Here is a 20,727-nt window from a genome sequence, read left to right as displayed (position 1 = left end):
TCTCATTACGGAGTGCTCCAGTTTGTACGTTGCTAAACGGGCGCTTGCGCCTTTGATCTTCCACGATAAATTTTTTAAAAAAAAGTTAGGCAAAACACTTGAAAGTCAAAATAGGTCAGAGTATAATGTAGTTAAAGTCAAAGATAGTCAAAGTCAAGATTGATCAATATAATACTAAAAAACTTTAGGAGGAATGTAAGATGAAATGTCAACATTGCGGTCAGAATGAAGCAAATGTAAATGCGTCTGTTATTGTGAACGGACAGCGTATGGAAATGCATCTATGTAACTCCTGTTTACGTGAAATACAAGGAAATATGATGAACCAGGCAAATAATTTCTTCTCTAATTTTAATCAAGGGCAAAATCCATTTGAAAATCAATTCTTCCAAGCTGGAGGAAATGGACAAACAGGTGCACGTACAAAACAGCAAACAAGAAAACGTGAAGGCCTACTTGACCAATTAGGGAAAAATCTAACTGATTCAGCACGAGCAGGAGAAATCGATCCGATTATCGGACGCGATCAGGAAATTAAACGAGTCATTGAAACATTGAACAGAAGAAATAAAAACAATCCGGTCCTTATCGGGGAACCAGGTGTAGGTAAAACGGCAATTGCAGAAGGGCTAGCACTACGAATTGTCGAAGGTACTGTTCCAAGTAAGTTACTCTCTAAAGAAGTATACTTGCTGGATGTCGCCTCTTTAGTTGCCAATACTGGTATTCGCGGTCAGTTCGAGGAACGGATGAAGAAACTGATCACAGAACTTCAGGAAAGAAAAGATGTCATCCTATTCATTGATGAGATCCACTTAATTGTGGGGGCAGGTACAGCAGAGAGTTCACAAATGGACGCTGGAAACATTCTTAAACCCGCTCTTGCCCGTGGAGAAATGCAATTAATTGGGGCAACGACACTTAAAGAATACCGTCAAATTGAAAAAGATCCGGCACTCGAACGTCGCCTGCAGCCAGTTATTGTAAAAGAACCGACGCTTGAACAAACGGTACAGATTTTACATGGAATTAAAGATCGCTATGAAGCGTTCCATGAAGTAAATTATTCTGATGATGTTATTGAAGCTTTTGCTACATTATCAGATCGCTATATCCAAGATCGTTTCTTGCCGGATAAGGCGATTGATTTAATGGATGAAGTCGGCTCCCGCTTGAACTTAAAAAATTCACAGCAAGATGCAAACTCCTTGCAACAACGCTTGGATGAAATTGTGAAGGAAAAACAAGAAGCAGCCGAACGCGAAGATTACGAACTTGCAGCAAATCTCCGTTACCAAGAAATCCAATTACAGAAACAATTGGAGAAAGCGGATGACAGTGAAAAAGTTACCGATGTAACAGTAGCAGATATCGAATTGATCGTTGAAGAAAAAACAGGAATCCCGGTAACGAAAATGCAAGCAGAGGAACAGAAGCAGATGAAGGGCCTTGCAACCCATTTACGCGGCAAAGTAATTGGACAAGATGAAGCGGTGGACAAAGTTGCTAAGGCAATCCGTCGTAGTCGTGCAGGCTTGAAATCAAAAGAACGTCCAATTGGTTCCTTCCTCTTCGTAGGTCCGACTGGTGTCGGTAAAACGGAATTGACGAAAGTTCTTGCAGAAGAATTATTCGGTAAACGTGACGCGCTCATCCGTCTTGATATGAGTGAGTACATGGAGAAACATTCCGTGTCCAAGATTATTGGTTCACCACCAGGATATGTCGGCCACGAAGAAGCAGGCCAGCTAACCGAGAAAGTCCGTCACAATCCATATTCCATCATTTTGCTGGATGAGATTGAAAAAGCACATCCAGACGTGCAAAATATGTTCCTGCAAATTATGGAAGATGGCCATTTGACAGACTCCCAGGGTAGAATGGTGAGCTTTAAAGAATCTGTCATCATTATGACAAGCAACGCTGGCACAGGTACGAAGAAAGTCAATGTTGGTTTCAATAACACACATGACGCCGTTTCGACCTTGGAAAACTTAAGTGATTTCTTCAAACCAGAGTTCTTGAACCGTTTCGATGCGATTGTAGAGTTCAACGAATTAACAAAAGAAAACTTATTATCTATTCTTGACCTTATGCTGCATGAGCTTGAAGAAACGATTGAGGAAAATGATATTGAAATCACAATTACAAGTGCAGCGAAAGAAAAACTGGTCGAACTTGGATACGACCCACGCTTCGGTGCAAGACCATTACGTCGTGTCATCCAAGACAAAATTGAAGACCAACTTACTGATTTAATTCTTGAGTCCGAATCCGTGGATAAAGTTCATATTGATGTAGAAGAAGATGAAATAATAGTAAAACAGGCTTAAAACTTGTTAATCCCGCCGCCTCGTGCAGCGGGATTTTTTTCATGCTCATAAGCGGAATATTTCGGTGCAAAATAAGAGGAAGAAAGGGTGGTACCGATGAAAAAAGTACTCCATTTATTCTTCCTTTTATTACTTATGATCCCGCAAATTACATATACAGCACCAAACAGCGGCTTGCGCGTCCATTTTATTGATGTCGGGCAAGGAGACAGTATGCTAGTTGAAACTCCTGACAATCGGGCAATCTTAATCGATGGTGGTGTTCCTGAAGCGGGAAATAGGCTCATATCATACTTAAAGGAGCAACACATCGAAGAAATTGATTTAATGATTGCGACCCACCCGGATTATGACCACATTGGCGGATTAATCGATGTGTTGGAGCATTTCCCTGTACGGAAAGTTTTGGAGAATGGAGAGGTTCAATTGACGAAAACCTTTGCAAAATATCGGTTCTATCTTTTCAAAGAACAAGTTCCCGTACAAATCGCTCAAGCAAATGACAAAATCATGTTAGCAGAAAATGTGGAACTGCACATTCTGCATGCGGCAGATGAACATGCGGAAAATAGGAATCAATCAGCCATAGCGTTCAAGTTGTCCTATGACGAAATAGACTTTCTCTTTATGAGTGATGTGGAAGCGGAACAGGAAGAGGCAATTGCTGAAAAGTATGATGTCAATTCGGAAGTTTTGAAAGTTGCCCATCATGGCTCGAATTCCAGTAGTACATTAAAGTTTCTCAAAAAAGTAAATCCTGAGGTGTCGATTATTACGTATAGTGCTTCGAATGATTACGGACATCCAGTCGAACGGGTAATTAACAATTTAGCCAAAGTTGAAAGTCAAATCTTCTCGACAGCCGGCTATGGTAATATTGTAGTCGAGACGGACGGTAAACAGTATATCGTGATCCCTGAAATGCAGCCGATAGAACGGTTCCTGAAAAGAATTAAGGATAAGGAATAAGAAAAAGCCAGCAAATGATGCTGGCTTTTTTCGTGAGCGACCGATCGATTATTGTGGTTTTCTCATTAAAGTGTGCAGGCTACTTGATTGGGCGAATAAATCTAGTTTACTTTCCCATTGCATAGAGCATGTGGCTGGATTGGGCAAATAACTCCATTTTACTTTCCTGTTGTATAGAACAAGCGGCTAGATTGGGCGAATAACTCCATTTTACTTTCCCATTGTATAGAGCATGTGGCTGGATAGGGAAAATAACTTCCGTTTATTTTCCCATTGTATAGAGCATGTGGCTTGATTGGGCAAATAAAGCATGTTTACTTTCCCATTGTATAGAGCAAGCGGCTTAATTGGGCAAATAAAGCATGTTTACTTTCCCATTGCATATAGCATTCGGCTAGATTGGGCAAACAAACCCTGTTTACTTTCCCATTGCATAGAACATTCGGCTGGATTGGGAAAATAAAGTATGTTTATTTTCCCATTTTATAGAGCATGTGGCTTTATTGGGCAAATAACTCCAGTTTACTTTCCTATTGCATAGGGCATTCGGCTGGATTGGGAAAATAAACTCTGTTTCCTTTCCCAATACATGAGGATACGGGCTGGATTGGTCGAATAACTCCCGTTTATTTTCCCATTGCATAGAGTAAGCAGCTTTATTGGGCAAACAAACTCCATTTACTTTCCCACCAAGGCGAATAATCTGCCTGTTTAGGAAAATAAAAACCTGTTTCCTTCCCACTCTAACATTTAACTTCAATTATGATAGACGCGGTTTAGGATGCGTGTTCTTTTGTCTGGAAGATATAAATACTCCAGACAAGCAGGAGAGCGCAGATGCTAATCGTTGTTACTGCTGAGCCGATGAGCGCTCCTGAGATGTCGCCGGTTTGCAAATAGTGCAAGGCGTGGTTTGAAAGATTGCTCGGGCTGTAATTCAATTTTTGTCCGAACATGCTTGTTACAACGCTCAAAACAATAATTGTTGCAATGGTACTGAACGCGACAAGTCCAGGTGATCTGAATACCGTATTATAAAAAATCGATAGCGTTACAACGAGGATGAACCAGAGTCCGTAAAAGAAAAGAAGGAGCAAAAAATCCCCGATTGGTATGAACTCATAGAGCATCCCGATATAATACCAGGCGAACAGCATACTTACGATATAGGATACGAGTACGAGTGCGAGCAGTGCTGTCCATTTACTCATAATATAAGCCGTATAGGATACGGGCTTTACAAGAATCAGTTCCGCAATTCCGGATTTCCTTTCACCAGCAATCGTGCCCATGGAAATAAGAACGAAAATTAATATTCCTAAACTGCTGAGCTGACTTATACTCATCGTGATGGCGTCAATCCCGGTGACTTGAGGCATCTCGTAAATCGCTCCGTCGGGGAGTCCACCGACTGCATCGAGAATTTGCGGTAAATAATAGTTTGATACAGGATCCATGACGGCAAGGAGAATGAGAACGATGGGTACCCAAATCCATTTCCTATCCCGAAAGTTACCAAGCAGTTCTTTCTTAACAAGCGTTTGCCACTGTCTCATTTCTTCACCGCCTTCATAAATAGGTCTTCAAGAGAAGCACGATTTAAATTAAAACCGATAATTGGCCAATTCTCTTCTGCTGCAGCTTGGAAAATCTCTTTCCGAGCTTGAGCAATATCAGCTACTGGAATTTTTATAATTTGCCGTTCGAGCGTACAGGCAGTTATACCCGGAAGTTGTTTTAGCTTCTCTAAATATCTTTGACGATTTTCTTGAAATTCAACTTCAATGACAGACGTTTGATATTTTTCCCGCAATGCTTCCATTGAACCCGCTTCATTGATTTCTCCATCATGAAGCAAAAGAAGCTCATCACAAACTTCTTCGGCATCATTTAGGATATGGGTTGAGAAAAGAATCGTCATTTCTTTTTTCAACCTTTCAAGTAAGGTTAATACGTCGCGCCGACCGATTGGATCAAGGGATGAAACTGGTTCATCAAGCAGCAGGAGTTGTGGAGAGTGGATAATAGCTTGGGCAATTCCGAGACGCTGCTTCATCCCTCCGGAAAAATCGCTAATCCGTTTGTCAAGTGCATTTGTAATCCCGACTTGTTCTGCTAAATCTTCTGCACGTCTCGCTGCTTCTTCTTTTGTCAGGCCAGCGATTTCTCCACTGAAAAGCAGAAATTCACGTGCGGTCATCCAACTAGGGAAAACAGGATACTGTGGCAAGTAGCCGATAAATTTACGAATATCCGCATTTGTTTCTTTACCGGAAAAAGTAACAGCACCATCCGTCTGTTTCAGCAGCCCAGCAAGAATCCGTAAGATCGTCGTTTTCCCGGCGCCATTCGGTCCAATTAGTGCAATACACTTCCCTTCAGGAAGAGAGAAGTCGACACCACGTACAGCAGTCATATTTTTGTACTCTTTACGTAAGCCTGTTACGGAAAGGATGCTCATCATTATTTTCTCCTTCCAAAGATAAAGTATAGAATCGGTCCAATCATCGTGAGGACTAGGATGATAACAAGCCATACCCAACGGTTACCCCGGACATTTTCTTCCTGTTTGATCCAGTCGAAAACTGCTACGACTATTAAGATTCCTTGGATAAAAAATATTGGCAAAATCAATCCCAAATTAATAGATTCCATCGCAAATTCATTCATATTTATCCCTCCAATTTTAACTGAATAATAGTGGAATAAGAATCGCAAACCCGATAATTAGAATAAGTGTCATCCATGCTAAAGGACGAGCGAAATTAATCGTCCATCCGACACCGAATCTTTTTTCAAGAAATAATGCAGGATCATTCCTGTTGAAATAGATGACCCCAAGCTTCCAATATTTATCGTCATCGCGATTAATTGTTTTCCCATCATTAATCATTGTTCCATACTTTATTCGGCTCCCACCTTGACCCGTCGTAAACGAAAGGTAAATGGCTCCACCGATGAGCAAGACTGTGAAGCTCAACGTGATCATCAGAAAGACTTCAGGGCTAAAGTTAAAAAATAGGCTGATCTGCGCAAAGGCAAGGAGTAAGGTTAAGGCAATACCGCCGATAATGGTAAAAAGTGACCACCTTCTACGGAACATTGCATTTTGTTTCAATGATTTCTCCGGATTTTCACTATCTATCTGCTGCTTTGCCCGAGAGATGATTGTGTTTACAAATAAAAAGATTAGAGTCATATAAAGCATTAGAACTGGAAAAAGCAGTGCAGAGCGATATGATTTGTCCGCCCAGGTTGTTACTTCACCAGAGAAATTATATTGCATTGGAATTCGTTCAGGAAGTATATGATAATTTTTAAAGGTGAAAAATATAACGATAAATGTAGTGAAAAACGAGATTAAAAACCAGAGATTTGAATATCTTAATTTATCCTGGTAGAAATTCGTGCTAATAAAAAGACGCTCACTTTTTCCTTCATTCCAATTTCTTTTTGCTTTCAGCTTTTTCATCTCAAGGTGGAATTTCAAATAAATGAGAAAGCTGACTAGTAGATATAAGATAATGGTAATGGCTAACTGGATTCCCAACACCTGTTCAGATACGTTCCAGTCTAAAACGAACAAAATAATTAATAGAAGCAGGGCAAATATACTTGTGTATCCTGCATACTGCTTCCTCATTTTCTTTAACTCAGCGCTAGGATAAATTTTCTGGGGAATCGTAACTCCAAAGCTTTCCGTTCTCCGCGTCCAGTAAGGGATGAACGTAATCGTTACTACTACTGGAATAAAAATCGTTAAAACGATGATTGGAAATAGGAACTCATTCATCTTCTCCACCTTCTTTCGTTAAAATTTGTTCATATACTTCTTGAGATAAACGGGCAAATTCCTCTGCACTAAAATCATGGACGATCGCTTCCGCAATGAGGGGCCGTAACGTTGCTTTAAGATTTGTGCGGTACGTTTTATCAGCCTTAAGAAAGCCGTCCGGATGAATCATCACTCCCCGGCTGCGGTGAATCTGGATATATCCTTCTTGCCGCAGCTGTTGATAAACTTTATTCACCGTGTGCAAATTAATTCCAATATCAGCAGCAAGTGCCCGAACAGAAGGCAAATCATCCCCAGGCCGCAAACTCCCCCGCGCAATCCCCTCAATAATCTGCTCCTTCAACTGAACATAAATCGGCTTATCCCCAGCCATATCAAGCTCTAAAAACATACACACACCCACCTTTCACTGGGACACGGGGTCAGAGCATCTGTCCCACCCGTTTGTCTGTTATACTACTAATATAACAGAAAAACGAATTTTAAACAATAGGCATAAGCACCCTTTGCACCATACGTGAGAATGTTGAACAACAAAAAAGAGAGCAGTCTTCCTGCTCTCTTTTCAAATTTGTTCATATTGATCGATTATGCTTGCTAATAGCTTTTGAACCGATATTTGCTTTTTAATGGATAATTGCTGTAGACGATAAATTTGTTCTTTCAATTCAGGGAACTTCATCATATATTCCACAAGTTTAACAGCCTCATCATCAAATTCAACCGATTTGGAACGGTAAATCCGTTTAAATTCCTTCATCAATTCCTCGTGGTATGTATAATTGCCTACAAGATTATCGAGTGTAATGTTAAATACACTGCTAAGTTTAATTAAACTCTGTATATCAGGGGTCAGCTGGTTGTTTTCCCATTTTGTCACGGTAGAACGGGAAATCATTAATTGATCAGCAAGTCTTTGCTGTGTCCATTTTTTCTGTTCCCTTAAAAATTTTATATTGTAAGCGATTTGTTCAATCATTTAAGCATCACTACTTTTTTTAGAATCATATAATCGTTTAGACAATACATATGGTATCACGCAAAAAGACAATAAGTTCCACTACGCTTGTTCATTTAGTTAACATATGATAATATGTTCCTGATTAGAACGAAGGAGGTGATACTTTGTCACTAGGTTGCATGGTGTTATATCATCCATTAATCTCAAGTTATACAAAGAGCTTGCTATTACGAAGTGTGTTTAACAATCAGAGAATTGAAATAGAAGTGTTGGATAAGAAAACGACAATCATCTATCTTGAAGGGGTGGAGAAGTGTCAGGTTTGGCAGGCGACAATGGATTTTGAGAGCTCGGGTATCCAGACGGTGTATGCTTTCGAACATACAAAGGAAAGAGCATTGGAAGAAGCACTGAAGCAGTTTAAGACAGATAAGGAGAATCTAACTCAGTAACGGTGTATAGGAGCAAATAAAACACCAAAGCTGCCAGATATATCTGAACCAGCTTTGGTTATTTTAATATACGGCCTTTATTAGGGGGGAAGGATCCCCCGCTGAATGAAGTTTCACTTTATGAAACCTCTATACCACTCGCTGCTGTTTCTACAGGTACGAATTGTTTGTAGGAGACATAGCTTTCCTTTGATATAACGAATAAATCATAAATCTCCTCATCTGGATTGACTTTCGCGAACACTTCAGGATAGGTTTCATTAGCTAATGCGATATATGGAAGCTTTAATACGGCTTTTAAGGAGCGGATATTCGTTTTACGAACCTTCATGAATATACCATCTATCCCTTGGGTGAAAAATAACTCGTCAAAAAACATATCCTTTGCCTGACGGTTATACCCTTTGCCAAAATAAGGCTTCCCAATCCAAGTGGCGAGGAATCCGTGATTCTCTTCAATATCAAATAAATTGATTGTACCAATCGGCTGCCCGAATTCATCTAGAATCGTTCGCGAAATCAACTCTTGGTTTTGTTCGGCTTCGATCGTCTGTCTTGTTACAAAATAAAATTCATCCAATGTGTCGGCTTTTTGTCTAACGTAGGGAAATACTTCAGGATGTGTCATCAATTCATACAGAACTGGCACCTCTTGTAATTCACGCATTTTTAGCATAAAAAAACCCTCCTTTATTCCAGGTGGGTATTATTCAAGGTGCAGCCACTAAAACAAGCGGTCCTCCTGAATCCTACCCACGAATTTTTATCCACGATATTACGTTAAAACTTGCGATAAACAAAAATTCGGGGTGGGAATCGAACCCACTAGAACCAGTATGAACATACCGGTGGCGCACCATTTGCCTTCCCTATTAAATTTCTTAATCGTACGGAATGCTGTAAGCCGTCATCTCTTTTCTACATGATGTAATCAATTTACTTAACTCATTCTACAACGGATTTTACAAAATGTGAATGGGTTTTTTAAAAAAATATTATTAAAAATTTTTTACTGATTTTGTTTCTTTTTCGTCTGATTTTTCTGCCGGGATTAAAGTATCCAAAGGCCCTGTGTCAAGCTTTCGAAAGCAACTTATGATCGGATAATGAAAAACAAATTTGGGTGGATGCTGAACATTCACTGCCCCTTCTCTTTTCATGATAAAATAGGATGGAAGGGGTGAAGGATTTTGAAAAAAATTACCCGAATCACAACGCAACAGAAAAATACGAGCCGTTATAACATATTCCTTGATGATGGAAATGGTGAAGCTTTTGCATTCGGTGTCGATGAAGCAGTACTAATCGAATTCAGGCTGCGTAAGGGATTGGAACTAGATGAAGAGACAATCAAGAAAATAACGCAAAAAGAAAGGCTCCATCAGTTCTATACCCAATCTATTCATTTTTTAAGCTATCGAATGCGGACAAAAAAAGAAATTTATGACTATTTAATGAAGAAGGAATTAGAGCCTGAGTATATAGAGAAAATCATCGAGCGCCTGACGAAAGAAAAACTGCTGAACGATCGGGAATTTGCCGAAATGTTCATCCGCACCAGAATGAACACCTCGTCGAAAGGTCCAAAGCTGATTGAGCAGGAATTAAAAGAAAAAGGTGTCAGTGCGGCAATTATTGCAAGTGTCATTCCAATGTATGGGTATGAGGAGCAATATGATAAGGCGTATAAGTTTATGGAAAAGAAACTTCGGCAATCCACAAAGCATGCTTTTCGTAAACGGATGGAACAGCTTCAGATGAACTTGATTCAGAAAGGTTTTGCTAGCGATGTTGTGAAAGATGTTGCCTCGGAGTTTTTCGGTGAATTGGATACAGATGAAGAATGGGATGCTCTTGTTTTCCAAGGGGAGAAATTGGTGAGGAGACATGCAGCGAAGTTTTCCGGTTATGAGCTCCGAAACAAGATTAAAGAGGGATTGTACCGGAAAGGATTTCCCTTCGATTTAATTGAGCGGTTTATTGAAGAACAGATCGAACAGGAATAACAAATTTTCCCGCGAGGAGTTTGATTATTCCCTTCCTGGTGAAAAGTTGGTAAGCTAGAAGAAGGATAGGGGGAAACGACATGAATTATCGATATAGTGATTACTCCGTGGAGCAACTATATAAAGAAATTGGGGAATTAAAAGAAAAAGCACTGAAAGCGGAGCAGCAAGGGAATATTTCCGAAGTACAGATTAATGAAAGGAAAATGCAGGTTGCCATTTCCTACACGATGAACCCAGATGAATTCAAACCAGAAGAAATTTATCAATTGAAGATGGAGCCGGGTTTCCGATTTCAGATTGAGTACATAAACGGTATATTTGCTTGGGGATATCGAATTAATTTGCTTGATGAACGATATGAAGCGATAGAAGCATTGCCGATTTCACTACTTGGCAAAAAGGTGGATAAATAAAAGAACAGCAGGATAGCCTGCTGTTCTTATTTGGTATTATTATCTACATAAGGTTGCCACCTAATAGCTTGGTGACAACCTTCGTTTTCTAACGATAAATCAATTTAGGCGAGCGTGTCACTAGCATATAATTTCCGCTGCAGCTTATGCTCAGAGAAGATCCAACCTGTGTAGGAACTGATAACTTCAAGGTCTGGGTTGATTTTCACTACAGCGACAAATGGATAATAATCATTCGAGCGGTAGCGAAGGTCAATCAGTCTTACTTCGGTATAGGCATCGAACTCATTGATTTCCCAGCGGTAAACGGGGGAGAAGTTCAAGAATGCAGCAATATTTTCATCCGTCTTCGCTGTTTCAATAAGTGGAATTTCCGGTAAGGATATTTTCTCGAATTCATCTACAATTTCAATATGACGATTTTCCACTTTACCTACATAGAACCGATTTTTCGTCGTAATTGCGACCCGCCAATAATTTTGTTTTAATGTTGGTGAAGTTGCAATCTCTACTGTATCAGGAAAATGTTCTTTGATTTTATGAACGATTTCCCGTTTATCCAAGTATCGTTTAATATAGTAGAGGATGATGACCGTATAAATCGTGATCCACGTATAGGCGGGATTTGCCCCGAGTGACCAGGCGATGATTCCGACAACGTTCAATGTGAAAATATATGGATCGAACGTGTTGATGAAGCCTTTTGCAATCCATTTATTCGTAAACGGCCGGAAAGCTTGAGTTCCGTATGCATTGAAGAGATCAACTGTCACGTGAATGATCACGGCAAGGGCAGTCCAGAGCCATAAATGAAGAAAGCTTACTTCTGGGACGAATAAGTATATACCACCGGAAACGAGTAGCCCCCATAGGATAACGGCTGGGATCGAATGGCTTGCTCCTCTATGGTGCCGGATGTAGGTGGCGTTATCTTTCATTTTAAATACGGTATCAAAGTCTGGTGCATGGGACCCGACAATTGTTCCGACGAGTACAGCGTTAAAGAGCATTGGATCACTCTGTACAACGGGGTCTAATGTTGCAAGTCCTGCAAGTGAGACGCCCATTACAATATGTGTAGCGGTATCCATAATTAAGGACACTTCCTATCGTTTTAATTATTATTAATCAATGTTCATAGTCAAAAACAGCAATAATTTTTTAGGTTACTTTTAATCGTATACATCAATTGTACCAAAGGAAGGTGGCACAATGGTAGAAGATATTTTACAAAATTTTAACATAAAAGCATTCGAATCTGATTTATTAACTTGGTATCATGAAAATAAGCGCATGCTCCCTTGGAGAGAGTCGAGGGACCCTTATCGTATTTGGGTATCTGAGATCATGCTGCAACAAACCAAAGTAGATACTGTTATCCCTTATTTTAAACGTTTTATGGAGAAATATCCAACCGTATACTCACTCGCAGAAGCCCCAGAAGAAGAAGTATTGAAAGAGTGGGAAGGGTTAGGATATTATTCACGGGCGAGGAACTTACATACAGCGGTACAGGAAGTCGTGGAAAATTATGGGGGAACCATTCCGGATGAAAAGAAGGAGTTGGGAAGCTTAAAAGGTGTCGGCCCCTACACTCAAGGAGCAATTCTGTCTATTGCATTTAATCAGCCAGAACCAGCCGTGGATGGAAATGTCATGCGCGTATTTTCCCGTTTGTTATTAATTAATGATGATATCGCTCGTCCGCGAACGAAAAAACATTTTGAAACAGTCGTTAGGGAAGTGATTTCAAAAGAAGATCCATCATCTTTTAATCAGGCGATTATGGACCTTGGTGCAACAATTTGCACACCGAAGTCACCTGCTTGCCTCGTCTGTCCCGTACTAGAACATTGCCGTGCCTTTGAAGTCGGTGCTCAAGCCGAATTACCAGTAAAATCGAAGGCGAAAAAACAAAAGCCAATATTTTATGCAGCACTAAAGGTGAAAAATGCGGACGGCAATTATTTAATTGAAAAACGACCGGAAACGGGATTGCTTGCGAATATGTACCAATTTCCAATGGTTCCGCTCAGCGAAGTTGCTCTAATCGATATCCCGAAGTGGTTTAAAAAAGAATACGGTGTTGATGTTATGCTTGGGAAACGGGACGGCGATTTGAAACACGTCTTCAGCCATTTAATATGGGATATCGAAATTTACGAAGCCGAAACAGATGCGATCGAAGTGGCAGACAACCGCCTCCGTCTGGCGAGCCCAGACGAAATGAAAAAACTACCATTTCCTGTATCGCATTTAAGAATCCGCGGTTTTTAGACATTTTGGTGCCTAGTGCCTCTCCAAGCTTTCCAGAAGTAATATTTTCCTCCGTATAGTCCTGCGAGAAATGGATAAATTAACAACTACGGAGGTGATATTGATGGCTAACAACAACCCTAAAAACTCTAAGGCGGGCACCAATGTACAAAAAGTAAGACAGCAAAACCAAATGGCACAGCAAGGTCAATATGGGACAGAGTTTGCTTCTGAGACTGATGCACAAGAAGTAAAACGCAAAAACCAAAAGTCTCAACAAAACAAAAAATAACTTGGATAAAAAAGAGCTTCCGTTATAGGAGGCTCTTTTCCTTTATATTTTATATCATTCCCTTTATAATAGATAAGATATAAAAAGAAAAGAGTAATTAACGTAAAAGGAAGGTTGATCCAAGTGGTTGCTCCGGAGCCTGGTTCTAGAATAGAAATACAAAGCTATAAACATAATGGGACGGTTCATCGCATATGGGAAAGCAGCCTAGTTTTAAAAGGTACGGAGTCAGAAATAATCGGGGCAAATGATCGGACAAAGGTGAAGGAAAGTGATGGTAGAGTATGGTTGACAAGGGAACCGGCAATCTGTTATTTCCATTCCGAACACTGGTTTAATATTATCGGCATGATCCGAAATAACGGCATACATTATTATTGCAATCTTAGTTCTCCATTCATATATGAAGATAAAGCCCTGAAATATATTGATTATGATTTGGATGTGAGAGTGTTTCCGGACATGACGTATGAGCTGCTTGATGAAGATGAATATGATCTCCATAGGAAATTGATGAATTATCCGATTGAAATCGACCGGATCTTACAAAAAAACTTAAGATTATTGAAACATTGGATCCATCAGCAGAAAGGTCCCTTCGCACCGGATTTCGTCGATAATTGGTATGAACGATACCTTACATACCGTTAGATTGAAATCGATCTAAATGCTTTGTTACAAATTGTAGCAAGGCATTTTGTTTTACAAGTGAAAGGAAAAAGGTTAACAATAGATGGGTAACTATTATTTATAGCACGTATAAGAGGAAGATGACTGCATGAGTAGTATTAGACAATATATGGAATTTGTAAAGCCATATAAGTGGAAGATTTTCCTGACGATTTTAATCGGGATTTTAAAATTCGGAATCCCTTTGTTAATGCCACTGATACTTAAATATGTCCTTGATGATATTATTTATGTGGAGACATTGACAACGGATGAGAAAGTAACCCAACTTTTATGGGTAATGGGAATCGCCTTTCTGATATTCTTAATCATCCGTCCACCGATTGAATATGCCAGACAATATTACGCCCAGTGGGTCGGAAACACGGTTCTTTTCGATATTCGTGATAAGCTTTTTGACCATATTCAAAAGCTCAGTTTAAAGTATTATTCGAAGACAAAATCCGGTGAAATAATTTCCCGGGTAATAAATGATGTCGAACAAACGAAGAATTTCGTGATGACCGGGTTAATGAACGTGTGGCTGGATTTAATTACTATATTTATTGCACTTGGCATCATGTTTGCTATGGATATTCCGTTAACACTCGTCGCTATTGCGCTCTTTCCGTTTTTCGGATTTGCAATTAAATATTTTTATAGTCGACTCAGGCAGCTTACAAGAGAACGGTCACAGAAATTGGCAGAGGTTCAGGGCCATCTCCATGAACGAATTCAAGGAGTACCTGTCACCCGTAGTTTCGCGTTGGAGGATTATGAGCAGGAACAATTTGGTAAGCGAAACTCAGGCTTTCTGAATAAAGCCCTAGAACATACAGACTGGAATGCGAAAACATTTGCCGTCACGAACACAATCACAGACCTTGCTCCACTGCTCGTGATTGCTTATGCAGGTTACCAGGTGATTAATGGGAATGTGACAGTCGGTACGATGGTTGCCTTTGTCGGGTTCATGGACCGGGTGTATAGCCCGTTACGCCGTTTAGTCAACTCATCCACTGTCCTAGTCCAATCAATTGCTTCGATTGACCGGGTATTCGAATTCATGAATGAAAAATATGATATTACGGATAAAGAGGGCGCCGAGCAATTGGACCGAGTGGAAGGTACGGTGGAGTTCGAACATGTTTCATTCCATTATGATGAGGATGAATTGCAAGTACTGAAAGATGTGAACCTCAAAGTGGAAAAAGGGGAAACCGTTGCCCTTGTTGGAATGAGCGGTGGCGGGAAATCAACACTTATTAGCTTGATTCCGCGTTTTTACGATGTGACCGGTGGAGCAATCCGAGTAGACGGTACAGATATTCGGGATGTAAAAGCACGCTCTTTACGGAATAATATTGGGATGGTTTTACAGGACAATATTTTATTTAGTGAATCGATTGCAATGAATATCCGAATGGGGAATCCGTATGCCTCGGATGAAGAGGTAATTGAAGCGGCAAAAGCAGCGAATGCTCATGATTTTATTATGAGTCTCCCGAAAGGCTACGATACATTAGTCGGTGAACGAGGAGTGAAATTATCCGGTGGTCAGAAACAACGAATCGCAATCGCCCGTGTATTCTTGAAAAATCCACCAATTCTCATATTCGATGAAGCAACATCAGCTCTTGACTTGGAGAGTGAATCATTGATCCAGGAAACGATGGAAAAACTTGCTGCGGAGCGGACAACTTTTATCGTTGCCCATCGCCTTGCTACTATTACCCATGCCGATACAATCGTCGTTATCGAAAACGGGAAAATCGTGGAAAAAGGTTCACATGAAGAGTTAATGAAGAAACAAGGAAGTTACTTTGATTTATATGAAATCCAGAATTTAGATAATGGTATCAAGATATAAAAAACAGGAAGAAATCCGTTAAAAGATTTCTTCCTGTTTTTGTTCTATCTCATCTAGCTCCAGTGTCCAGCGACTATCGAATTTCCTTTACCTCCGTACGATAAGTCAACATCAGCTCCCTTTGGTCGCTGTGTTTCCTTTATCTCCTCCGGCTCAGTCCAATCTGTACGTCGCTAAACGGGCGTTTCCGCTCTTGATTATCTCATTTGTTCAAAGGCTCGGTCAACAGCTGCGATTGTGTCATCAATATCTTTCTCTGTATGCTCCGTCGTTAGGAACCAGGCTTCGTATTTCGATGGGGCCAAGTTTATTCCTTCATGTAGCATCAGTTGGAAGAACTTCGCGAAAGCCTCACCGTCGGTTGCCTCGGATTCCGCGTAGTTTGTTACTTCTTCTGTACCGAAGAACACGGTTAATGCTCCGCGCAGACGATTGATTGTAATATCAATTTGATGTTTCGCTGCTTTTTCTAAAATACCTGCTTCAAGCTGTGCACCAAGCTTCTCCAACCTGTCGTAAACACCTTCTTCTTGAAGCACTTCCAAACAGGCAATCCCCGCAGCCATGGATAACGGGTTACCTGACATCGTGCCTGCCTGATAAGCTGGACCGAGCGGGGCAACTTGTTCCATTATATCTTTCCGCCCGCCATAAGCACCGATTGGCAAGCCGCCACCGATGATTTTACCCATTGCTGTCATATCCGGTTCGACACCGTACACTTGCTGGGCACTTCCATAAGTGAAGCGGAATGCAGAAATGACTTCATCATAAATAACGAGTGCACCTGCCGCGTGGGCAAGGTCATTTACGCCTTGAAGGAACCCGTCATGTGGTGTCACGATTCCGAAGTTCCCGACAATCGGTTCCACAAGAACTGCAGCTACTTGATCCTTCCATTTTTCTAATGCTTCTTTTAGTCCTGCTAAATCATTGAAAGGAACAGTGATGACATCATTGGCCGTTGTTTGTGGAACACCAGCTGAATCCGGTGTTCCTAATGTGGAAGGTCCTGAGCCTGCTTCAACGAGCACTGCATCAAAATGTCCGTGGTAGCACCCAGCGAATTTGATGATTTTATCTCGTCCGGTATATGCACGAGCGACACGGATAGTTGTCATTACTGCTTCTGTTCCCGAGTTATTAAAACGGACTTTTTCAAGGGAAGGAATTGCCTCTTTTAACATTTTCGCAAATTTATTTTCAAGACTCGTTGGTGCTCCGTAAAGCACCCCTTTTGCCGCTTGTTCTTGAATCGTTTTCGTTATATGTGGGTGTGCATGTCCCGTAATGATTGGACCATATGCCGCTAAATAATCAATATATTTATTTCCGTCGACATCGTAAAAATAAGGACCTTCAGCACGATCCATATAGACAGGTGAACCACCACCTACTGCTTTATAAGAGCGGGAAGGGGAATTCACTCCTCCGACAATATGTTCTAATGCTTCTTGATGCAATTTTTCTGATGTTTGATGATTCATCGTTAAGCCTCCTTGTTCATGAGTTATTACAGTAATACATATAATGAATAGATGCCTATTTACTATATCAAATATTATCATTTCGTACATAATGAATTAAAGCATTTTTTAAGGAATCCAGTTACTGTCTATGATATAGTGGGTATAAAGTAGAACTTCATTCTGTGGGGCTGTACTTCACTTTCACGGAATGTTAGTCGAATTAACCGGGCAGTTACTGGTTGCTGCAACTCCCACTTAGAAACTGAAATGTCTGCTGGAGCTTGATGTGGGGGCTATACCCAGTTACACCGCGATAGAAGAGATGGAGGAATTTTCATGACAGTTGAATTAGGAAAAGAAGTTAACAATTTCACTATACAGAATCAGTCCGGAGAGGAAATCAGTTTGAGTGATTATAGAGGGAAATATGTCATTCTTTATTTTTACCCGAAAGATATGACGCCAGGCTGTACAACGCAGGCTTGTGATTTTAGAGATAATCATGAGAAATTCAGTGAGCTGGATGCAGTGATTCTTGGAGTAAGTCCAGATCCGGTGGAAAGACATCAGAAATTCATCGATAAACATGATTTGCCATTTGAATTATTGGCGGATGAGAACCATGAATTAGCTAAAGCCTTTGATGTTTGGAAGTTGAAGAAGAATTTTGGACGAGAATATTATGGAGTTGAACGCTCTACTTTTATTATTGATAAAGAAGGAAAGTTATTAAAAGAATACCGTAAAGTCCGAGTGAAAGGGCATGTGGAAGAGGCACTGGAATATTTACGTGATGAAGTTCATGCATAATAGAACATAATCTATAGGGATGAGGAGTGATTTCATGATTGTATTTTCAGCTAAAGTAGCAGACAAGCATCAAGAAAAATTGATAAAGACTTTTCCAGAGCAGCAATTTATTTTTGGCGAAACTGATGCAGAAGTGGAGAGGCACTTGGAGAAGGCAGAAGTATATGTTACGTACGGAAATGATGTGACGAAAGAGTTGCTTGAAAAAGCACCTAACGTAAAATGGATCGCTTGCTTATCTGCGGGAGTGGATGGCTTTCCGTTTGAACGCTTGAAAGAAAAGGGGATCCTGCTTACAAACGCGCGAGGCATCCATAAGACGCAAATGGCCGAATATGCAATTGCAATGCTTCTTCAAGTATACCGCAATTCGAAAACCATTATTGAAAATGAGCGTCATTCCAAGTGGGATAAAGGAGTAAGGGTTCAAGAAATTACCGGAAAGACATTACTCATCCTTGGAACAGGTGCAATCGGTGGCGAAACTGCAAGACTGGCGAAAGCATTTCAAATGAATGTAATAGGAATTTCCCGGAGCGGGAAAGCAGCTGAGCATTTTGATGAAGTATATAACACAGCGGAATTACTGCATATTTTACCTAAAGCGGATTTAATTGTTTCTGTTCTACCGAGTACAGAGGAAACGAAACAGCTTTTAACTTATGAACATTTTAAAGCAATGAAAGAATCCGCCGTATTTTTAAATATGGGCCGAGGAGATGTATTGGTTGAAGAAGATCTGCTGCGGGCGATACGCAACGAAGAAATTGGCCATGCTGTTCTTGATGTCTTTAAAGAGGAGCCACTCCCTAAAGAGCATGGCTTCTGGAAAGAAGAGAATATTACAATCACCCCACACATCTCCGGTCTATCTCCAGAATATGTGAAACGGGCATTGGATATTTTCCATAAGAATCTTACCGTATATGTAAGTAATAAGGGTGAATACATCAATAAAATTGATTTAACTCGCGGTTATTAATTAATATTAGCAGATAATTGATAAGTTTTCACTATTCTCAAGCTACTTATATTGACTAGAATTGAGAATAACGGTACACTGATTATAAAGATTATTAATTAATAATATAAGTTGTATGTTATATTATCTATTAGATTGAATATTTAATTGAAAGCGAGGTTGCTGTGATGTCTGAAAAAAGACTGCGAGATGCGATTGATACATTAAAAGAATCAGGCGTCCGGATTACTCCACAACGTCATGCAGTTCTCGAATTCCTTCTAAGTTCGATGACTCACCCTACAGCGGACGAGATTTATAAAGGGCTGGAGGGGAAGTTTCCTAATATGAGTGTTGCAACAGTTTACAATAATTTACGTGTGTTGAAAGAAATCGGGCTCGTACGTGAACTAACCTATGGAGATTCCTCCAGCAGGTTTGATTGCACTACAACCGACCATTACCATATTATTTGTAACAGTTGCGGTAAGATTGTAGATTTTCATTACCCATCATTGGATGAAGTAGAATCTCTGGCAGAACAAGTAGCGGGCTTTAACATTAGCCACCACCGCCTGGAATTGTATGGAACTTGTGAAGAGTGCAGTAAGGTAGCAACAGAGAAACATTAATTTAAATTAAAGTCACCTGGGATGGTACCCCCGGGTGACTTTTTTAATCGGTTGATTGATTTTTTTGTTTGGCATATTTACGTTTATTGTATTTCTCGTCAAACTCCATACCTTCTAAATCTTTATCTAATGTGAGCGGTTGTTTGCAGTGCATGCACGCATCAACCCGTCCGAGCATTTTTGTCGGTTTCTCACAACTGGGACATATTATCGGGACGGCTCGGAGCGAGAGTGTACCGATCCATAAATAGACAATTAAGCTCGCGAAGATTGCTAATAGACCAAATATGAAGAAGATAACCATCAACCATTCTCTACTTTTGAAAATCAACCCTACATACATAAGAAGAATTCCAGCAAAAATCAAGATTAAAGCAAATGAACGGATTTTATTTATTTTACTCGAATAGACTAATTGTGACATGTTTTTTCAGATTCCTCCCTTAGTATTCCATTTGTAGTATAGCATATTTTCTTTGAAATTGAGGATTAAAAGGTTAGGGATTCGTGACAGGTTCGGATTCTAGTAAAATAAAATTGAGAAATGGAATCATGATGTCATTTTACTATATAATAGAAGCGTTTATTTTCTTGTTTTGAACGTAATTAAAAGATAATTTAGATTTTCTTTATTTCGTTGACTTCCAATTTATATCATGGTACATTAATAACCGTCGCCAAAAGCGAAAGAGATTCAAACGACTTAGCGACAATAAATAAAAAAATAGTCGTTGACAGGATATTACATTCATGTTATATTAGACAAGTCGCCGTTAAGAAAACGGCAGAACATTTGCTCTTTGAAAACTGAACAAAACAACCAGTATGAAAAAGA

22 protein-coding genes are annotated in these 20,727 nt (G+C 40.0%); 12 read left to right on the top strand and 10 right to left on the bottom strand.

Going from position 1 to position 20,727, the window contains the following annotated elements; all coding sequences use genetic code 11:
* Positions 1-200: 200 nt before the first annotated feature.
* Positions 201-2,333 carry an ATP-dependent Clp protease ATP-binding subunit gene (locus tag IEX94_RS05430; RefSeq protein WP_188856358.1) on the top strand — a complete coding sequence of 711 codons (2,133 nt, stop codon included), beginning with the start codon at positions 201-203 and terminating at the stop codon, positions 2,331-2,333.
* Between the two features lie 96 nt (positions 2,334-2,429).
* Positions 2,430-3,302 (top strand): ComEC/Rec2 family competence protein, encoded by an 873-nt coding sequence (locus IEX94_RS05425; RefSeq protein ID WP_188856357.1) that lies wholly within the window; start codon positions 2,430-2,432, stop codon positions 3,300-3,302.
* A 776-nt stretch (positions 3,303-4,078) separates the two neighbouring features.
* On the opposite strand, the gene IEX94_RS05420 is transcribed toward IEX94_RS05425, so the two are convergent.
* From IEX94_RS05420 to IEX94_RS05395, 6 genes are all read right to left on the bottom strand, one after another.
* The gene (locus tag IEX94_RS05420; protein WP_188856356.1) at positions 4,079-4,858 is read right to left on the bottom strand and encodes an ABC transporter permease; all 780 of its coding nucleotides are present in this window, start codon (positions 4,856-4,858) and stop codon (positions 4,079-4,081) included.
* Entirely contained in the window at positions 4,855-5,766 is a 912-nt protein-coding gene (locus IEX94_RS05415) for an ABC transporter ATP-binding protein (RefSeq protein WP_308425582.1), read from the bottom strand. Before IEX94_RS05415 ends, IEX94_RS05420 begins: the two co-directional genes overlap by 4 nt.
* A complete protein-coding gene (locus IEX94_RS05410) occupies positions 5,766-5,972 on the bottom strand; it encodes a PLD nuclease N-terminal domain-containing protein (RefSeq protein WP_156856609.1) in 207 nt (68 codons plus the stop codon). The genes IEX94_RS05415 and IEX94_RS05410 overlap by 1 nt, the downstream gene beginning before the upstream one ends.
* A gap of 16 nt (positions 5,973-5,988) precedes the next feature.
* Positions 5,989-7,095, bottom strand: a complete 1,107-nt coding sequence (locus IEX94_RS05405) for a DUF1648 domain-containing protein (RefSeq protein WP_188856354.1) — start codon at positions 7,093-7,095, stop codon at positions 5,989-5,991.
* Positions 7,088-7,489 carry a GntR family transcriptional regulator gene (locus tag IEX94_RS05400; RefSeq protein ID WP_156856607.1) on the bottom strand — a complete coding sequence of 134 codons (402 nt, stop codon included), beginning with the start codon at positions 7,487-7,489 and terminating at the stop codon, positions 7,088-7,090. Before IEX94_RS05400 ends, IEX94_RS05405 begins: the two co-directional genes overlap by 8 nt.
* Positions 7,490-7,663: 174 nt before the next feature.
* The gene (locus IEX94_RS05395) at positions 7,664-8,077 is read right to left on the bottom strand and encodes a helix-turn-helix domain-containing protein (protein ID WP_156856606.1); all 414 of its coding nucleotides are present in this window, start codon (positions 8,075-8,077) and stop codon (positions 7,664-7,666) included.
* Positions 8,078-8,223: 146 nt separating this feature from the next.
* Here IEX94_RS05395 and IEX94_RS05390 point away from each other — a divergent pair, with 146 nt between their 5' ends.
* Complete coding sequence (locus IEX94_RS05390; protein ID WP_188856353.1) at positions 8,224-8,511, top strand: hypothetical protein; 288 nt, start codon at positions 8,224-8,226, stop codon at positions 8,509-8,511.
* A 118-nt stretch (positions 8,512-8,629) separates the two neighbouring features.
* Here the strand turns inward: IEX94_RS05390 and IEX94_RS05385 are convergent, their stop codons facing one another.
* On the bottom strand, positions 8,630-9,187 hold the full coding sequence (locus IEX94_RS05385) for a GNAT family N-acetyltransferase (protein WP_156856604.1): 558 nt from the start codon (positions 9,185-9,187) through the stop codon (positions 8,630-8,632).
* 514 nt (positions 9,188-9,701) lie between these two features.
* On the opposite strand from IEX94_RS05385, the gene recX reads away from it, so the two are divergent.
* Both recX and IEX94_RS05375 read left to right on the top strand, forming a co-directional pair.
* Positions 9,702-10,517, top strand: a complete 816-nt coding sequence (gene recX, locus IEX94_RS05380; RefSeq protein ID WP_156856603.1) for a recombination regulator RecX — start codon at positions 9,702-9,704, stop codon at positions 10,515-10,517.
* Positions 10,518-10,597: 80 nt separating this feature from the next.
* The gene (locus IEX94_RS05375) at positions 10,598-10,933 is read left to right on the top strand and encodes a YfhH family protein (protein WP_156856602.1); all 336 of its coding nucleotides are present in this window, start codon (positions 10,598-10,600) and stop codon (positions 10,931-10,933) included.
* A gap of 104 nt (positions 10,934-11,037) precedes the next feature.
* Here the strand turns inward: IEX94_RS05375 and IEX94_RS05370 are convergent, their stop codons facing one another.
* Positions 11,038-12,024, bottom strand: a complete 987-nt coding sequence (locus IEX94_RS05370; RefSeq protein ID WP_156856601.1) for a metal-dependent hydrolase — start codon at positions 12,022-12,024, stop codon at positions 11,038-11,040.
* Positions 12,025-12,145: 121 nt separating this feature from the next.
* Between IEX94_RS05370 and mutY the strand changes: the two genes are divergently transcribed.
* The 4 genes from mutY to IEX94_RS05350 all read left to right on the top strand — a co-directional run bounded on the left by mutY (position 12,146) and on the right by IEX94_RS05350 (position 16,020).
* Positions 12,146-13,210, top strand: coding sequence for an A/G-specific adenine glycosylase (gene mutY / locus IEX94_RS05365; RefSeq protein WP_188856352.1), 1,065 nt, complete (start codon positions 12,146-12,148; stop codon positions 13,208-13,210).
* A gap of 103 nt (positions 13,211-13,313) precedes the next feature.
* Positions 13,314-13,481 (top strand): gamma-type small acid-soluble spore protein, encoded by a 168-nt coding sequence (locus IEX94_RS05360; RefSeq protein WP_156856599.1) that lies wholly within the window; start codon positions 13,314-13,316, stop codon positions 13,479-13,481.
* Between the two features lie 123 nt (positions 13,482-13,604).
* Positions 13,605-14,132, top strand: a complete 528-nt coding sequence (gene ntdP / locus IEX94_RS05355) for a nucleoside tri-diphosphate phosphatase (RefSeq protein WP_156856598.1) — start codon at positions 13,605-13,607, stop codon at positions 14,130-14,132.
* Positions 14,133-14,259: 127 nt separating this feature from the next.
* A complete protein-coding gene (locus IEX94_RS05350; protein WP_188856351.1) occupies positions 14,260-16,020 on the top strand; it encodes an ABC transporter ATP-binding protein in 1,761 nt (586 codons plus the stop codon).
* A gap of 197 nt (positions 16,021-16,217) precedes the next feature.
* Here the strand turns inward: IEX94_RS05350 and IEX94_RS05345 are convergent, their stop codons facing one another.
* Positions 16,218-17,507 carry a glutamate-1-semialdehyde 2,1-aminomutase gene (locus tag IEX94_RS05345; protein WP_156856596.1) on the bottom strand — a complete coding sequence of 430 codons (1,290 nt, stop codon included), beginning with the start codon at positions 17,505-17,507 and terminating at the stop codon, positions 16,218-16,220.
* 318 nt (positions 17,508-17,825) lie between these two features.
* Here IEX94_RS05345 and bcp point away from each other — a divergent pair, with 318 nt between their 5' ends.
* The 3 genes from bcp to perR all read left to right on the top strand — a co-directional run bounded on the left by bcp (position 17,826) and on the right by perR (position 19,892).
* Positions 17,826-18,299 (top strand): thioredoxin-dependent thiol peroxidase, encoded by a 474-nt coding sequence (gene bcp, locus IEX94_RS05340; RefSeq protein ID WP_188856350.1) that lies wholly within the window; start codon positions 17,826-17,828, stop codon positions 18,297-18,299.
* A 34-nt stretch (positions 18,300-18,333) separates the two neighbouring features.
* Complete coding sequence (locus IEX94_RS05335) at positions 18,334-19,281, top strand: D-2-hydroxyacid dehydrogenase (protein ID WP_188856349.1); 948 nt, start codon at positions 18,334-18,336, stop codon at positions 19,279-19,281.
* A gap of 167 nt (positions 19,282-19,448) precedes the next feature.
* The gene (gene perR / locus IEX94_RS05330) at positions 19,449-19,892 is read left to right on the top strand and encodes a peroxide-responsive transcriptional repressor PerR (RefSeq protein WP_156856593.1); all 444 of its coding nucleotides are present in this window, start codon (positions 19,449-19,451) and stop codon (positions 19,890-19,892) included.
* A gap of 43 nt (positions 19,893-19,935) precedes the next feature.
* Here the strand turns inward: perR and IEX94_RS05325 are convergent, their stop codons facing one another.
* A complete protein-coding gene (locus tag IEX94_RS05325) occupies positions 19,936-20,316 on the bottom strand; it encodes a YgzB family protein (protein ID WP_156856592.1) in 381 nt (126 codons plus the stop codon).
* Between the last annotated feature and the right edge of the window lie 411 nt (positions 20,317-20,727).

The organism is Oceanobacillus indicireducens, from assembly GCF_014647195.1.
Classification (GTDB): domain Bacteria; phylum Bacillota; class Bacilli; order Bacillales; family Amphibacillaceae; genus Oceanobacillus; species Oceanobacillus indicireducens.
This window is presented reverse-complemented; position numbering and strand designations above follow the sequence as displayed.

Excerpts from the sequence above, each read along its gene's own strand:
- bcp (WP_188856350.1), top strand. The coding sequence starts at position 17,826 with ATGACAGTTGAATTAGGAAAAGAAGTTAACAATTTCACTATACAGAAT.
- IEX94_RS05395 (WP_156856606.1), bottom strand. The coding sequence starts at position 8,077 with ATGATTGAACAAATCGCTTACAATATAAAATTTTTAAGGGAACAGAAA.
- IEX94_RS05370 (WP_156856601.1), bottom strand. The coding sequence starts at position 12,024 with ATGGATACCGCTACACATATTGTAATGGGCGTCTCACTTGCAGGACTT.
- mutY (WP_188856352.1), top strand. The coding sequence starts at position 12,146 with ATGGTAGAAGATATTTTACAAAATTTTAACATAAAAGCATTCGAATCT.
- IEX94_RS05325 (WP_156856592.1), bottom strand. The coding sequence starts at position 20,316 with ATGTCACAATTAGTCTATTCGAGTAAAATAAATAAAATCCGTTCATTT.
- IEX94_RS05375 (WP_156856602.1), top strand. The coding sequence starts at position 10,598 with ATGAATTATCGATATAGTGATTACTCCGTGGAGCAACTATATAAAGAA.
- IEX94_RS05400 (WP_156856607.1), bottom strand. The coding sequence starts at position 7,489 with ATGTTTTTAGAGCTTGATATGGCTGGGGATAAGCCGATTTATGTTCAG.
- IEX94_RS05385 (WP_156856604.1), bottom strand. The coding sequence starts at position 9,187 with ATGCTAAAAATGCGTGAATTACAAGAGGTGCCAGTTCTGTATGAATTG.
- IEX94_RS05415 (WP_308425582.1), bottom strand. The coding sequence starts at position 5,766 with ATGATGAGCATCCTTTCCGTAACAGGCTTACGTAAAGAGTACAAAAAT.
- IEX94_RS05405 (WP_188856354.1), bottom strand. The coding sequence starts at position 7,095 with ATGAATGAGTTCCTATTTCCAATCATCGTTTTAACGATTTTTATTCCA.
- IEX94_RS05335 (WP_188856349.1), top strand. The coding sequence starts at position 18,334 with ATGATTGTATTTTCAGCTAAAGTAGCAGACAAGCATCAAGAAAAATTG.
- perR (WP_156856593.1), top strand. The coding sequence starts at position 19,449 with ATGTCTGAAAAAAGACTGCGAGATGCGATTGATACATTAAAAGAATCA.
- IEX94_RS05430 (WP_188856358.1), top strand. The coding sequence starts at position 201 with ATGAAATGTCAACATTGCGGTCAGAATGAAGCAAATGTAAATGCGTCT.
- IEX94_RS05350 (WP_188856351.1), top strand. The coding sequence starts at position 14,260 with ATGAGTAGTATTAGACAATATATGGAATTTGTAAAGCCATATAAGTGG.
- IEX94_RS05345 (WP_156856596.1), bottom strand. The coding sequence starts at position 17,507 with ATGAATCATCAAACATCAGAAAAATTGCATCAAGAAGCATTAGAACAT.
- IEX94_RS05425 (WP_188856357.1), top strand. The coding sequence starts at position 2,430 with ATGAAAAAAGTACTCCATTTATTCTTCCTTTTATTACTTATGATCCCG.
- IEX94_RS05360 (WP_156856599.1), top strand. The coding sequence starts at position 13,314 with ATGGCTAACAACAACCCTAAAAACTCTAAGGCGGGCACCAATGTACAA.
- IEX94_RS05410 (WP_156856609.1), bottom strand. The coding sequence starts at position 5,972 with ATGAATGAATTTGCGATGGAATCTATTAATTTGGGATTGATTTTGCCA.
- IEX94_RS05420 (WP_188856356.1), bottom strand. The coding sequence starts at position 4,858 with ATGAGACAGTGGCAAACGCTTGTTAAGAAAGAACTGCTTGGTAACTTT.